This is a genomic window from Acidovorax sp. FW305-C-20-28 (assembly GCF_058783375.1).
The window spans coordinates 1-13,369 of sequence record NZ_JBYSYM010000034.1 but is presented as its reverse complement, the minus strand read 5'-3'; the positions used below and the strand labels follow the sequence as shown (position 1 = coordinate 13,369).

Annotated in this window: 13 protein-coding genes; 8 read left to right on the top strand and 5 right to left on the bottom strand. The window is 66.1% G+C overall.

All coding sequences use genetic code 11. The annotated features are described in order from the left end of the window. Position 1: 1 nt before the first annotated feature. The gene (locus tag AC3WOH_RS28590) at positions 2–1,048 is read right to left on the bottom strand and encodes a substrate-binding domain-containing protein (RefSeq protein ID WP_184865503.1); all 1,047 of its coding nucleotides are present in this window, start codon (positions 1,046–1,048) and stop codon (positions 2–4) included. A gap of 181 nt (positions 1,049–1,229) precedes the next feature. On the opposite strand from AC3WOH_RS28590, the gene AC3WOH_RS28585 reads away from it, so the two are divergent. The 3 genes from AC3WOH_RS28585 to AC3WOH_RS28575 are packed head-to-tail and all read left to right on the top strand — an operon-like array spanning position 1,230 to position 5,300. Next, positions 1,230–2,774 carry an FGGY family carbohydrate kinase gene (locus AC3WOH_RS28585; RefSeq protein WP_492232689.1) on the top strand — a complete coding sequence of 515 codons (1,545 nt, stop codon included), beginning with the start codon at positions 1,230–1,232 and terminating at the stop codon, positions 2,772–2,774. Continuing rightward, the gene (locus AC3WOH_RS28580; protein WP_492232688.1) at positions 2,771–4,543 is read left to right on the top strand and encodes a glycerol-3-phosphate dehydrogenase/oxidase; all 1,773 of its coding nucleotides are present in this window, start codon (positions 2,771–2,773) and stop codon (positions 4,541–4,543) included. Before AC3WOH_RS28585 ends, AC3WOH_RS28580 begins: the two co-directional genes overlap by 4 nt. A gap of 1 nt (position 4,544) precedes the next feature. Then, positions 4,545–5,300 (top strand): GntR family transcriptional regulator, encoded by a 756-nt coding sequence (locus tag AC3WOH_RS28575; protein WP_094290671.1) that lies wholly within the window; start codon positions 4,545–4,547, stop codon positions 5,298–5,300. A gap of 188 nt (positions 5,301–5,488) precedes the next feature. Here the strand turns inward: AC3WOH_RS28575 and AC3WOH_RS28570 are convergent, their stop codons facing one another. From AC3WOH_RS28570 to AC3WOH_RS28560, 3 genes are all read right to left on the bottom strand, one after another. Continuing rightward, a complete protein-coding gene (locus AC3WOH_RS28570; protein WP_492232687.1) occupies positions 5,489–7,372 on the bottom strand; it encodes a DUF1963 domain-containing protein in 1,884 nt (627 codons plus the stop codon). A gap of 189 nt (positions 7,373–7,561) precedes the next feature. Beyond that, positions 7,562–7,855: a DUF4148 domain-containing protein gene (locus AC3WOH_RS28565; RefSeq protein ID WP_492232686.1), complete on the bottom strand. Its 294-nt coding sequence runs from the start codon at positions 7,853–7,855 to the stop codon at positions 7,562–7,564. A 52-nt stretch (positions 7,856–7,907) separates the two neighbouring features. After that, positions 7,908–8,201 (bottom strand): DUF4148 domain-containing protein, encoded by a 294-nt coding sequence (locus AC3WOH_RS28560; RefSeq protein WP_492232685.1) that lies wholly within the window; start codon positions 8,199–8,201, stop codon positions 7,908–7,910. A 423-nt stretch (positions 8,202–8,624) separates the two neighbouring features. Between AC3WOH_RS28560 and AC3WOH_RS28555 the strand changes: the two genes are divergently transcribed. The 5 genes from AC3WOH_RS28555 to AC3WOH_RS28535 all read left to right on the top strand — a co-directional run bounded on the left by AC3WOH_RS28555 (position 8,625) and on the right by AC3WOH_RS28535 (position 12,346). Then, positions 8,625–10,109: a protein adenylyltransferase SelO gene (locus AC3WOH_RS28555; RefSeq protein WP_492232684.1), complete on the top strand. Its 1,485-nt coding sequence runs from the start codon at positions 8,625–8,627 to the stop codon at positions 10,107–10,109. Continuing rightward, positions 10,106–10,513 (top strand): peptide-methionine (R)-S-oxide reductase MsrB, encoded by a 408-nt coding sequence (gene msrB, locus AC3WOH_RS28550; protein WP_184865495.1) that lies wholly within the window; start codon positions 10,106–10,108, stop codon positions 10,511–10,513. The genes AC3WOH_RS28555 and msrB overlap by 4 nt, the downstream gene beginning before the upstream one ends. A gap of 150 nt (positions 10,514–10,663) precedes the next feature. Further along, complete coding sequence (locus AC3WOH_RS28545; protein ID WP_492232683.1) at positions 10,664–11,203, top strand: septation protein A; 540 nt, start codon at positions 10,664–10,666, stop codon at positions 11,201–11,203. 29 nt (positions 11,204–11,232) lie between these two features. Next, positions 11,233–11,493: a BolA family protein gene (locus AC3WOH_RS28540; protein WP_492232734.1), complete on the top strand. Its 261-nt coding sequence runs from the start codon at positions 11,233–11,235 to the stop codon at positions 11,491–11,493. A gap of 67 nt (positions 11,494–11,560) precedes the next feature. After that, positions 11,561–12,346, top strand: a complete 786-nt coding sequence (locus AC3WOH_RS28535) for a peptidylprolyl isomerase (protein WP_184865490.1) — start codon at positions 11,561–11,563, stop codon at positions 12,344–12,346. An 83-nt stretch (positions 12,347–12,429) separates the two neighbouring features. On the opposite strand, the gene AC3WOH_RS28530 is transcribed toward AC3WOH_RS28535, so the two are convergent. Beyond that, complete coding sequence (locus AC3WOH_RS28530; protein WP_492232682.1) at positions 12,430–13,191, bottom strand: acetyltransferase domain-containing protein; 762 nt, start codon at positions 13,189–13,191, stop codon at positions 12,430–12,432. Positions 13,192–13,369: the final 178 nt, after the last annotated feature.

Here is a 13,369-nt window from a genome sequence, read left to right as displayed (position 1 = left end):
CTCACTCGCTGATGCCCTTGGTGCCGCGGCGCGCGAGGTACTTGTCCCAGTAGAAGTCGTCGGCGTTGGCCTTGCTGACCACGGCCAGACCGTTGTCCAGGAAGGGCACGGCCATGGGGTTGGTGCCGTTGCGCTTGGCATCGTTCATCGGATCGATGAGACCGGGGTTCTTGGCCAGGAACAGCATCATCATGCCCATGTAGCCCTGCATGCCCTGGTTGGGGTTGATGGCGCCGAACACGTCGCCGGATTTGATCATGTCCAGGATCTTGGCGTTCACGTCGCAGCACATCACCTTGATGTTCTTCTTGCTCTCGACCTTGGCCTGGGCGGCACCCAGGGCCGAATTGGCCTCGGGCATGAACAGGGCGCCCAGGTTGGGGTTGGCCTGCGCCAGGCTCTGCACGGCCTGGTAGGCCTTGTTTGGGTCCTGGTTGCTGGCGGCGCGGCCCACCAGCTTCATGCCGGGGTGCTTGGTCTTCATGCGGTTGATGAAGGCGGCGATGCGGCGGTCGTGGTTGTCCTGGCCGGGGTTCTCCAGCACGGCGAACTCGCCCTTGCCGTTCATCGACGCGGCGATGGCGTCGGCCGCCTGCGCGCCTTCGCGCTCGTTGTCCGAGGTGATGAAAGAGGTGCGCTTGGAGTTGGGCGAGTCGGCCGCGAAGGTGACCACCGGGATCCCCATGGCCGCGGCGCGGTTGATGGGCTCGATGAACGGATCGGGGTTCATGGGGTGCAGCAGGATGCCGGCGGGCTTGCGTGCCAGCTCCTGCTCGAACGAGGCCAACTGCTTGTTCACGTCGTATTCGGGCGTGCCGGTGTAGCGGGTGCGCACGCCCAGGGTGCGGCCGAGCTGCTTCATCATTTCGTAGACCGGGAACCAGTACTCCACACCCGAGACCATCACGTTCATCACGTAGACGTCGCTGGGGTTGCCACGCAGCCCTCCCGCCGCGGCGGGGGCTGCTGCGGGCTGCTGCGCGAATGCGCTGGTACCGGCCAGGCCGATGCCGGCGGCTGCTGCGGACTTCAGGAAATTACGCCTCATTTTTTGTCTCCTCTTGTTGAACGGGGCAGCACATGGTGCTGCTTTCTCCAGGGCTGGGATGGGGTGCTTGTTGTCACGACAGTTGTTATGACAGGTAGAATGTAAGCGTGGATCGAATCGCCAGATAGTTAGGGGAAACACTACTGGATAAGCCCGCTGGTTCGACGGAAGCTGTTATGACATGAAGACCCAACTACTGATCGGCATCGACCTCGGGTCGAGCAGCCTCAAAGCCCTGGCCCTGGAGGCCGCGAGCGGCCGCACCGTGGCCCTGTCCCGCATGCCCCTGCAGCACGACCGCCTGCCCGGCGGTGGCTGCGAAGTGGGGGCGCCCATGATCCGCTCGGCTCTGTCCAGCGTGTTGCGCGATGTGGCGCACCAGCTGGGCAACCGGGTGGACGATGTCCGCGCCATCGGCTGCACCGGGCACGGCGCCGGCCTGTACGCGCTGGATGCACGCCATGAACTGGCCGGCGGCCGTGCCGTGGCCTCGACCGACCAGCGCGCCGCGGCGCGGGCCCAGTCGCTTGCCGCCAGCCGCGGGCCCGAGCTCCTGGCCGAGGTGGGCTGCCAGCCCTGGCCGGGCCAGCCGACCGTGATTGCCGCCGAGCTGCTGGGCAGCGATGCGGTGCGCCGCGGCGCCCTGCAGCGGCTGATGTTTGCCAAGGACTACGTGGGCTTTCTGCTCAGCGGCGAGATCGCCACCGACGCCAGCGATGCCAGCACGGCAGGCCTGCTATCGGTGGCCACGGGCACCTGGTCGCCACTGGCCTTTGCCGCGTCCGGCATTGCCGGCCTGGCGTCTCAGGCCTTCGGGCCGCTGGTGCGCAGTGGCGAAGTCATCGGCACGGTGCAGCCCGCAGCAGCGTCCGCCTATGGCCTGCCAGCCGGCATTCCGGTGGCCATGGGCGCCATCGACCTCCTGGCCGCGATGACGGCGGTGCGGGCCGAGGAGCGGGGCCGTGCGGTCTCCGTGCTGGGAACCTGGTGCGTGAACGCCGTCATCGGCCCGGTGCTGTCGCCCGGGCCGGACGTGGCCTCCACCGTCAATTTCGGCCCGCACGACCGGCGCCTGTACATGGAAAACAGCCCTTCGTCGATGGCCAACATCGCCTGGCTGGCCGGCGTGCTGGGCTTGCCCGATGCGCGCGCGGTGGTCGATCTGGCGATGTCGGTGCCGCTGGGGGCCGGCGGCCTGCGCTTCTTGCCCTTCGTAAACGGTGGCGGCGGCGTCACCGCGGGCTTCGTGGGCCTCAAGAGCCACCACACGCGCGGTGACATGGCGCGGGCCGTGGTCGATGCAGTGGCGGCGCTGCATGCGCGCCACACCGCCCGGCTGGCCGCCGGGGGCTTGCCGGTTTCGGCCTCCACCGTGCTGGGCGGCGGCGCCAGCGATACGCGCCTGGTGCGCCTGCTGGCCGGCCTGCTAGGGCACCCGGTGGAGCGCTGCGCCGACGATGAGACCGGTGCGCGGGGAGCTGCGATCTACGCCGCGATGTCGCAGGGCATCGACGCGGCCCCCTTGTGCGCACCGTGCGACACGGTCGAGCCCGATGCCGGCCAGGCACGGGCCCATGCGGATTTCAACGCCGATTTCAACGAGCTGATCACCACCATGTCCCCTGTCTTCGGCCACCTGGCCGGCCATGCGCCAGAGCGCGCGCCCGCACCCGCCACGCCGATCCCGGCGCCTGTTCCTGCGCAGCAGGTGGAGGCATTGCCATGAGCACCACGTCGGCACTGCCCTTCGTGCGCCCGGCCGCCGTGGCCGGCCGCCACTTCTCCACGGTGATCGTGGGCGCGGGCATCAACGGCGTGGGCGTGTTCCGCGACCTGTCGCTGCAGGGGGTGGACTGCCTCATCGTCGACAAGGGCGATTTCAGCGCCGGTGCCAGCAGCGCGCCCTCGCGCATGATCCACGGCGGCCTGCGCTACCTGGAAAGTGGCAGCTTCTCGCTGGTGGCCGAGGCCACGCGCGAGCGCAACCTGCTGCTGCGCAATGCGCCGCACCTGGTGCAGCCGCTCAAGACCGTGGTGCCGCTGTCGAGCTTCTTCGGCGGGCTGATGAGCAGTGCGCTCAAGTTCCTGGGCCGCACGCCGCCCCAGCGCACGCGTGGCCTGCTGGCCGTGGCCACGGGCCTGCGCCTGTACGACCTCTTGGGCCGGCGCCAGCGCGTGATGCCCAACCACCGCATCAGCCGCGTGCAGCCGGCCGACCGCCAGCTGTTCCGCGCTGCCGTGCGCTGGACCGCGACCTTCTTCGACGCCTGGATCAGCCACCCCGAATGGCTGGTGCTGGAGCTGGTGCGCGATGCCTGCCGCGACCAGCCCCGCTCTGCAGCGGCCAACCACTGCCGGGTGATGGGCTGCGCGGGCAAGACCCTCACGCTGCGCGACGAGACCACGGGGGAGGTGGTGCAGGTGACGGCCGATGCGGTGGTCAATGCCAGCGGTGCCTGGCTGGACCGCAGCACGGCACTGCTTGGCGGCGCCGTGCCGCGCGTGATGGGCACCAAGGGCTCGCACCTGGTGCTCGACCACCCGGCGCTGCGCGATGCCCTGCAGGGCCGCATGGCGTACTTCGAGGCGCTGGATGGCCGCGTGTGCATCGTCTACCCCTTCCTGGACCGCGTGCTCGTGGGTTCCACCGACATCCCGGTGGACGACCCCGACCAGATCGCCACCGAGCCGGCCGAGGTGGACTACCTGCTGGAGGTGCTGGGCGAGGTCTTCCCCAACCTGTCGTTCGGGCGCAAGGATGTGGTCTACACCTATGTGGGTGTGCGGCCCCTGGCGCGCTCGGACGCGGACAAGCCCGGGCAGATCTCGCGCGACCATTCGGTGGTGATCGACCCGCCGTCTCCTTCGCGCGACATTCCGGTCGTGGGCCTGGTGGGCGGCAAGTGGACCACCTTCCGTGCGCTGGCCGAAGAGGCCACCAACGAGGTGCTGCACCTGTTGGGTCGCGAGCGCACGGCCTCCACGCGGCAATTGCCGATTGGCGGGGGCTCGGGCATGCCGCAGGGCGGGCAGGCGACCGAGCATTTCATCGAGCGCATTGCCCGGGATGCGGGCCTGGCACGCGAGCGCGCCCAGGCGCTGCTGCGCCGCTACGGCTCCGAGGCCCTGCGCATGGCCCCGCATTTCAAGGTGGCGGGCGACGTGCCGCTGCAGCATGCACCCGACTACTCGGCGGCCGAGGTGGCCTGGCTGTGCACCGAAACCGGGGTGATCCACCTCGACGACCTCGTGATCCGCCGCACGCTGCTGGCCATTCGCGGCCTGGTCACCGATGCTGCGCTGGCCGAGATGGCCGGCATTGCCGCAGAGGCTTTGGGCTGGGATGCAGGGCGCGAGCGGCAGGAGTTGCACAATTGCACCACTGCACTGCGCGAGCGCCATGGCGTGCGCCTGGCCCCCGCAGCCCCCGATTCCGATGCCGTGCCGGCTTTTCATGCACCTTTGACCACCCATCCGGCCCTGAGCCCGACATGACGTGAATTCTCCGAACGAACTCCAGCCGCTGCTCGACCGCAATTCCGAATCGCCCCTGTGGGCGCAGTTCCGCGATGCCCTGCGCCTGCAGATCCTGCAGGGTGACCTGGCCATCGGCGCCAAGCTGCCCTCCGAGGCCGAACTGGGCGAGCAGTTCGGCATCTCGCGCATCGTGGTGCGCGAGGCCCTGGCCGACCTGGTGCGCAACAACCTGATCTACAAGATCAAGGGCCGCGGCGCCTTTGTCGCGGCGCGTGAACGCGATGAGGATTTTGTCTCCACCGTGCTCGGCTTCTCCGACGAAATGGAGCGCAAGGGTCGCTCGGTGCGCACGCAGATCCTGTCGCAGCAACTGCGCGACCCCACGCCGCAGGAGATCAGCGCGCTGGGCCTCACCGACGACACCCAGGTCGTGGCCCTGAAGCGGCTGCGTAGCGTGGACGGCGAACTGCGCCTGCTGGTGGAGACCGTGGTGCCCGCCGACCTGGCGCCCGGCCTGCACCGCATGCGCCTGGACGACCGCTCACTCTACGACGTGCTGCGCCGCCAGTACGGCGTGCGCCTGGTGCGCGCCGAGCGCTGGATCGACGCCGTGCTGCCCGATGCCGAGACCTGCGGCCTGCTGCAGCTGGAAACCCCCGAGCCGCTGCTGCGCATCGAGTCCATCGCCTATGGCGCCAATGGCCGGCGCCTGGAGTACTACAACGCCTTGCACCGCTGCAAGTCGAGCCGCCTGCATGTGCAAACCACGACCTGAAATGAAACACCCCCTGAGGCGCTTCGCGCCTTCCCCCTCTCTCTCCTCGCTACGCGAGTCGGGAGGGGGACGCCCCCAGCGCGGCGGGGCGGCCCTTGCGCGGGGGCGCTGGCCTTGGCCGCGCCAGTTTCATGTGTCGCGGGTGGCGTGCAGCGCAATGCAAATCCATATGAGCAGGTGCGACTGCGTCAACTGCTCTCGATGAAGGCCAGCACGCGCGAGAAGTCACCCAGGGCCAGGTCCTTGCGGTGGATGGTGAAGGTCAGCGTGCCGGCATCCCAGAATTCGAAGCCCGGGTGCTGGTCCGAACCCAGGCGCAACAGGACCACCCACTCTCCAGGGCTGCCGCGTTGCAGCGCCACGGATTGCTCCTCGGGGTTTTCGTGCTGGGTGAAGACAAAGGCGTTCTGCAGGTGCACGCCATGCTGGTTGTCCGGGCTGGATGCCAGTTCGTCGGCCAGCTCTGCATAGGTGTCGCTCAGTGCGTCATCCCCATAGATCTCCATGAGTCCGGCATCCTCGCCCGTGTAGCGATCATGGCCGTTGTAGAGGATGGGCAGGGACACGGTGGCGTCCACCACGGCGCGGTAGCCCTTGTAGGCCCGCGACACATCGATGTCGTCCACCGAATCGACCTCTGGCCCCCAGACATGGGGTGCGAGGGACGCACGCGGGGACGTGTCGTGCAACACGCGCACGCCGTCGGACGGGTCCTGGCTCTCGGCAAAGAAATACAGCCGCCCGGTGCGCGGCAGCCAGCTTTGCAGCGCCGCGATGGCATCGAGGTCCAGCTGCGCATAGAAGTGCCAGGGCTTGCCATCGGTGGTGGGGTAGGGCTGGCCGGGCGGCAGATCCGGCGCACCGCCAAACCGGGTGCCGCCCAGCACCGGCGGCGCGTCGGGCTCGGTGGTGCGCCAGCGCAGCGCCTGGCGCGCGTGGCGCAGCAAAAGGGGTTCGTGGTCCAGAAGCCCGTGCCGGGCCAGGCCGTCATGCAGCATGGCGGCATGCGCCGGGCTGCTGCGCGCCAGAAACGGCTCGGCGCCCGTGGCCACCTCGATTTCGGGGCGGTAGCGCATGTCGCGGAACAGCGGCAGGTAGCGCACGTCCACCTGCAGGTTCTCGATGCGGTCGATCGACGCGGGCAGGGAGGTGAAGGCATTGCCGCTCAGCTTCAGTGCCTTGAGCGAGGGCATGTGGCCTATGGCTTCGGGCAGTGACGTGAGCTGGTTGTAGGCCAGGTCCAGCCGTTCGAGGTGGGGCAGTTGGGCGATCTGCTCGGACACGCTGGTGAGCATCCCTGGGGACATGGCCAGGTGGCGCAATTGTCTGAGCTGCCCTATGGCGTCGGGCAAATGGCGCACGCTGGTATTGGACAGGTCCAGCCGGGTCAGCTGTCGCAGCGTGCCAATGGCTGCGGGCAGTTCCGTGAAACGGGCGTGGTCGGTGGAGGCGTAGTCCATGATCAGCGACTCGATGGCGGTGAACGCCAGCACTTCTTCGGGAAACCGGTCCGTCCGGGGGGTCTCCGGTCGCCATTGCTGGCGCAAGGTCAGGTGGCGCACTGTGTCGGCGGGCACGCCCTGTGCGGCTTTCAGGCTGTGGAAGTCGCGTGGCTTGGGGCGTACTTCGCCCCGCGGAAAGTGGCGCACCAGATGCAATGGCGTGCCTTCTGAATTATCGTGGTGCTCCTGGCGCAGCACGCCGTGCAGGGCAATGCGGTCAGGGGCCAGCTCGACCTGGCCGAAAAAGCGCAGGCCGTACGCCACACCCTGGACGTAGAGATGGAATGGGGAGCCCGGGTCGGTGTTCGGGTAGGAAAACACGCGATGCGGTTCCCCCGCGCGGTCGTCGAAATGGAACAGGCCGCTGGACCACAGGTGCGGTGCAGGGGTGCCATCCCAGGCGCGCAGGGCTTCCTCGCGCAGCGTACCGCGCACGGGCACAGGGTTGGCCTTGAAATCGAAACGCATGCCACCGTCTTCGAACACCACCTTGGACTCTGCGGAGAATGAGAACGAGGTGGAGCCGATCTGGAAAACGTCCTGGGGCGGGGTGAGGGAAGTGGAGGGCATGTTGCGGTCGGATCGGCAGAGCGTCACGACCGATTGTGGCAAACCCGCACCACGAAAAAGGGCTCCCGCATGGGAGCCCTTTTTGCTGGGGGGTGGGGAAACACTTCCACATGGTGGCGGCACCCACGACCGTGAAATGCCACCACCATGGGAAGGCCCGCAACTGGCGAGCCTTGTCAGGCTGGGTGTTCAGAAGGCGCTGATTTCGCCCGAAGGGATCTGGCCCAGGCGCACGGCTTCAGCGGCGGCAGCACGCACGGCAGCACGGTCGGCGGTGGACTTGTAGGTCACGACGCGCGAGCCAGCAGGCTCGATACTGCGGGTCTGTGCAACCGTAGCAGCTTCGGCAGCCACTTCGGCACGGGTGCGGTTGGTGTCGAACTTCAGGGCGAACTGCGAGGAATCGGCTTCGTCAGCGTGGGCGCCAAAGGCAGAGAAAGCAGCCACAGCGGCGATGGAGAGGATGCGAGCGGTCTTGTTCATGGTGATCTCGATTCTTGAATAGGGTTGGTCTGGTGTCAGTTCGGGGCGCTGATTACAGGGCGCCGATCTCGCCGGAAGAGATCTGGCCGGTGCGCACAGCGTCAGCAGCCTGGGCACGCACGGCAGCGCGGTCAGCCGTCGATTTGTAGGTCACCACACGCGAACCAGCAGGCTCGATGCTGCGGGTCTGGGCGACGGTGGCGGCTTCGGCAGCCACTTCGGCGCGGGTGCGGTTGGTTTCGAACTTCGTGGCGAATTGCGAAGCATCGGCTTCGTCGGCGTGGGCGCCGAAAGAAGCGAAAGCAGCCACAGCGGCGATGGAGAGGAAACGTGCGGTCGTGTTCATGATGAAATCCTTGGAAGAAAAAGAAGCGTCTCAATAAAACCGGGACAGAAACCATTCCTGAACCGGGTTCGGTGAGTCGCCTTGCGGGTTCGGCTCATCGATGGGTTGAACTGTACGCCGATGGTGTCCAGGAAAAAACCACTCAGTCGCGAACTATCTATTTCAGTTTTAGGAATAATTGCTGAGGTAGAAGAGGTGGGTTTACCCTGAATTTTTCTGCTGGAATGCGTCTTGGATGGATTCCAAATGGTCTTTTAAGTAATTGATTTGAATTGGATTTTTTGATTTCTGAGGGCCAACGGAGTCCCGTCGATCAACATGGGGATCGTTGCCGGTCTGGAAACGATTGGTGACAAAACAGAGTGCGGGCCATCGCAAGCCCCGACTGGGAGCGGGGCCTCGCGGCTCAGGGACAATCAGGGCATGAACATGTCCATCGACAGCGAGGCCGCATCGGCATCCGGCCTGGCCTGGCGCCACGGGTTTGCGGGCCTGGGCCCGGCGTTTTTCACCGAGCTGCAGCCCACGCCCTTGCCCAGCCCCCATTGGGTGGGGTCCAGCGCCGACGTGGCAGGCCTGTTGGGCATCAGCGAGGCGTGGCTGCGCAGCGACGCGGCCTTGCAGGCCTTCACCGGCAATGCCGTGCTGCCGGGCTCACGCCCGCTGGCCAGCGTCTACAGCGGGCACCAGTTCGGTATCTGGGCGGGCCAACTGGGTGATGGCCGGGCCATCTTGCTGGGTGAAACGGCCGGAGGCTACGAGATCCAGCTCAAAGGGGCTGGCCGCACGCCGTACTCCCGCATGGGCGATGGCCGTGCCGTGCTGCGCTCGAGCATCCGCGAGTTCCTGTGCAGCGAAGCCATGCACGCCCTGGGCGTGCCGACCACGCGGGCGCTGTGCATCACGGGTTCGCCAGCGCCGGTGCGCCGTGAAGAGGTCGAGACGGCGGCCGTGGTGACCCGCGTGGCGCCCAGCTTCATCCGCTTCGGGCACTTCGAGCATTTCTCGGCCAATGGCATGGAGGCGGAGCTCAAGGCCCTGGCCGACTATGTGATCGACCGCTATTACCCTGAATGCCGGGGGCGCAGCGAGTTGGCGGGCAACCCCTATGCGGCGCTGCTGCAGGCGGTGAGCGAGCGCACGGCGGTGCTCATGGCCCAGTGGCAGGCCGTGGGTTTCTGCCACGGGGTGATGAACACCGACAACATGAGCATCCTGGGCCTGACCATCGACTACGGCCCGTTCCAGTTCCTCGACTCCTTCGTGCCTGGCCATGTCTGCAACCACAGCGACACCCAGGGCCGCTATGCCTACAACCGCCAGCCCAATGTGGCGTACTGGAACGTGTTCTGTCTGGCGCAGGCGCTGCTGCCGCTGATCGGCGACCAGGAACTGGCCATGGCGGCGCTGGAATCGTACAAGGCCGTCTTCCCTGCCGAGTTCATGGCCCGCATGCGCGCCAAGCTGGGGCTGGGCGAAGCGGCCGGTGAGGGCGATGCCGAACTGGTCGATGGCCTGCTGGTGCTGCTGGCCAAGGGCGGTGTGGACTACCCCATCTTCTGGCGCCGCCTGTCGCGTGCCGTCGGCACGGGCGAATTCGAGCCCGTGCGCGGCATGATTCCCGACCAGGAGGGCTGGGACGCCTGGCTTGCCCGCTACCTGGCCGAGCCCCGGCTGGCCGACCGGGCCCGTGCATCGGAGGCCATGCTGGCCGTGAACCCCAAGTTCGTGCTGCGCAACCATTTGTGCGAAGAAGCCATCCGTGCGGCGAAATTTGGCGACTTCAGCGCACTCCAAACCTTGCAGCGGCTGCTGGCGAGCCCATGTGAGGAGCATCCGGGGCACGAATCCTATGCTGCCTTCCCGCCCGCCTGGGCTTCCACCATCGAGATCAGCTGTTCATCATGACCTATCCCGTCCACAAGACCGATGCCCAATGGCAGGCCGTGCTCCAGGAAAAGGGCGCCGAACCGGCGGCCCTGCAGGTGACGCGCTACGCTGCCACCGAACGCCCCTTCACCGGCAAGTACGAGGCCCACTGGGCCGACGGCAGCTACCACTGCATCTGCTGCGGCGCCAAGCTGTTCGATTCGCACACCAAGTTCGACGCGGGCTGCGGCTGGCCCAGTTTTTCCGAAGCCGTGCCCGGCGCCATCCAGGAAATCGTGGACCACAGCCATGGCATGGTGCGCACCGAGACGGTGTGTGCACAATGCGGGGCCCACCTGGGTCATGTGTTCGAAGATGGCCCCCAGCCCACCGGCCTGCGTTACTGCATGAATTCGGCCTCTCTCGATTTCGAGGACAAGTGAAATGAAGCACCCCCTGAGTCGCTTCGCGCCTTCCCCCTCAAGGGGGACGCCGCCAGCGCGGCGGGGCGGCCCTTGCTCGGCGGCCGCTGGTCTGGCCAGCGCGCCGTGTGGGGTGCAGCGCAATACATGAAGAACTGACGTTCGCATTCAATGAAAATTCTGATCGACTTTTTCCCCATCCTGCTGTTCGTCGGCGCCTACAAGTTCTACAACATCTATGTGGCCACGGGCGTGCTGATGGCGGCCACGGTGGTGCAGATGGCCCTGATCTACCTGATCGACCGGCGCCTTCAGACCATGCACAAGGTGACGCTGGTGCTGATCCTGCTGTTCGGCACGCTCACCCTGGTGCTGCAGGATGACCGTTTCATCAAGTGGAAGCCGACGGTGCTCTACGGTGCCATGGCGCTGGCGCTGGCGGTGGCGCTGTGGATTCTCAAGAAGAACTACCTCAAGCTGCTGCTGGGCAGCCAGATGGAGCTGCCCGAGGGCGTCTGGATGCGCCTGAACGTGGCCTGGGTGATCTACTGCGCCTTCATGTCGGCCATCAATGCCTATGTGGTGCTCAATTTCAGCACCGAGGCCTGGGTGGAGTTCAAGCTCTGGGGCTATGCGTTTCCGCTGGTCTTCCTGGTGGCGCAGGGCATCTACATTGCGCCCCACCTCAAGAACGACGAGCCCGCCGCATGACCATGATGACGACCCCCGATGCAGCCGCCATGCCCTCCCTGGCCCGGCAGATGCACGAGCGCCTGGCCGAGCGCCTGGCGCCCACGGCGCTGGAAGTGATCGACGAGAGCGCCGACCATGCCGGACACGCCGGCGCCAATGGGACCGGCTTTGGCACCCACTTTCGCGTGCGGATCGCCTCACCAATGTTTACAGGCAAGGCCCGCGTGGCGCGCCACCGGCTTGTGTATGATTCGCTGCAGGAATTTATCGACCAGGGCGTTCACGCCCTTGCCATTGAAATTCTCTGAACCGGCCTTATATCTCCATCTGCCGGATTTCAGCTGGCAAATTACCTTCTCATTTTTTGGATTCCGCATGAAGAAACAGCTCCTGTCCGGCCTCGTGGCCGCTGCCGTGCTGGGCACGATGGCCCTGCCCGTTTCCGCCCAGAATCTCGCCATCGTCAATGGCAAGGCCATCCCCAAGGAACGCGCTGAAGTGTTCAAGCGCCAGCTGGCCAACTCGGGCCGCCCCGTGACGCCGGAAGTCGAAGGCCAGATCAAGGACGAACTGATCACCCGCGAAGTCTTCATGCAGGAAGCGCAAAAGCGCGGCCTGGAAACCTCGGGTGACTTCAAGGTCCAGATGGAAATGGCACGCCAGACCATCCTAATCCGTGAACTGTTCGTGGACTTCCAGAAGAACAATCCCGTGACGGACGAGGAAATCAAGGCCGAGTACGACAAGTTCGTGGCCGCCAACAGCGGCAAGGAATACAAGGCCAGCCACATCCTGATCGAGAAGGAAGCCGACGCCAAGGCCGCCATCGCCGCCATCAACAAGGGCGCCAAGTTCGAAGAGATCGCCAAGAAGCAATCCAAGGACCCAGGCTCCGGTGCCAACGGCGGCGCCATGGACTGGGCCAGCCCTTCGAGCTATGTCTCGGAATTCACCGAAGCCATGATCAAGCTCGAAAAGGGCAAGATGTCGCAGACCCCGGTCAAGAGCCAGTTCGGCTACCACATCATCCGCCTGGACGACGTGCGCCAGGCCGAGCTGCCCAAGCTCGAAGACGTGAAGCCCCAGGTCGCTCAGCAACTGCAACAGCAAAAGCTGGCCAAGTACCAGGAAGAGCTGCGCTCCAAGGCCAAGGTCGAGTAATCGATCCCCAACAAGCCTTCCTCCCAGCAAAAACGCGGCCTCGGCCGCGTTTTTTCATGGGATTTGCTTGTTGGCCAATCACGTCATGGCTTGAAGACCCAGGCCAGCCCCATGGCGATGGGAATGAGCACCGGCTGGTGCACCATGTAAAAGCTCAGGGACCAGCGGCCCAGCACCGCCAGAGGGGCGAACACCTTGGGCAGTGGCGCCTGCAGCCAGCTGTCCCCGCCCTTGCGCAGGGCCCATTGGCCCGCAGCCAGCCCCCACCAGAGCACACCCAGCCAGGGGAAGATGGGCACATAGTCCTCGGTGAAGGGCTTGCGCGCCACGAGACCCAGCCAGTTGAGCGTGCGCGCATTGAAGGCTGGGGCCAGGTCGCTGAAGGTGCCCGTCAGCAGGTGGGTGGCGGCCACGGGCAGGGCCAGCGCCACGAGGCCGCACAGCCACAGCCAGGCCCCCCATCCGGCCGTGAAGCGCGCGATCAGCAGCATCACCGCCATGCCGTGCAGCACGCCGAAGTAGATGAAGCTGCGCGGGAACATGAAGAACGAGCCCAGGCTCACCAACAGGGCGCAGCCGGCGATCTGCAGCCAGCGGCGGGTGAATCGCTGGAAGGTCTGGCCCTGGTGCAGCGCGATGGCCTGGCCCAGGCCGGCGCAGAACAGGAACAGGCTCAGGATCAGGGTGCGCTGGGTGGTCCAGACCGGGTCGTTGCGGAAGTCCTGGGGCCAGACGCCGAAGTGGGCCAGGTCGAAGCAGAAGTGGAAGGCGGCCATCCAGACCATGGCTGCTGCGCGCAGGGCGTCTACGGCTTCGTAGCGGGTTGGTTTTGAGAGTGGGTTCATTCGGGGCGCAAGCGCGGTTGGCTTGGGGTGGATCGTAGCGTGGTGGGGGCGTGTTGCCTTTTGTGGCTGTGGATGCTTCTGCTTTTGTTTTGAAGGCGGGAGCCGGGTCTCGGCCCGGCGGCCGAGGTACTTTGTCTTTGCTTCGCCAAAGAAAAGTACCCAAAAGAAAGGCGACCCC

Coding starts and splice junctions, on each gene's coding strand:
- AC3WOH_RS28570 (WP_492232687.1), bottom strand. CDS start 7,372: ATGCCCTCCACTTCCCTCACCCCGCCCCAGGACGTTTTCCAGATCGGC.
- AC3WOH_RS28585 (WP_492232689.1), top strand. CDS start 1,230: ATGAAGACCCAACTACTGATCGGCATCGACCTCGGGTCGAGCAGCCTC.
- msrB (WP_184865495.1), top strand. CDS start 10,106: ATGACCTATCCCGTCCACAAGACCGATGCCCAATGGCAGGCCGTGCTC.
- AC3WOH_RS28560 (WP_492232685.1), bottom strand. CDS start 8,201: ATGAACACGACCGCACGTTTCCTCTCCATCGCCGCTGTGGCTGCTTTC.
- AC3WOH_RS28545 (WP_492232683.1), top strand. CDS start 10,664: ATGAAAATTCTGATCGACTTTTTCCCCATCCTGCTGTTCGTCGGCGCC.
- AC3WOH_RS28540 (WP_492232734.1), top strand. CDS start 11,233: ATGCCCTCCCTGGCCCGGCAGATGCACGAGCGCCTGGCCGAGCGCCTG.
- AC3WOH_RS28580 (WP_492232688.1), top strand. CDS start 2,771: ATGAGCACCACGTCGGCACTGCCCTTCGTGCGCCCGGCCGCCGTGGCC.
- AC3WOH_RS28555 (WP_492232684.1), top strand. CDS start 8,625: ATGAACATGTCCATCGACAGCGAGGCCGCATCGGCATCCGGCCTGGCC.
- AC3WOH_RS28590 (WP_184865503.1), bottom strand. CDS start 1,048: ATGAGGCGTAATTTCCTGAAGTCCGCAGCAGCCGCCGGCATCGGCCTG.
- AC3WOH_RS28535 (WP_184865490.1), top strand. CDS start 11,561: ATGAAGAAACAGCTCCTGTCCGGCCTCGTGGCCGCTGCCGTGCTGGGC.
- AC3WOH_RS28565 (WP_492232686.1), bottom strand. CDS start 7,855: ATGAACAAGACCGCTCGCATCCTCTCCATCGCCGCTGTGGCTGCTTTC.
- AC3WOH_RS28530 (WP_492232682.1), bottom strand. CDS start 13,191: ATGAACCCACTCTCAAAACCAACCCGCTACGAAGCCGTAGACGCCCTG.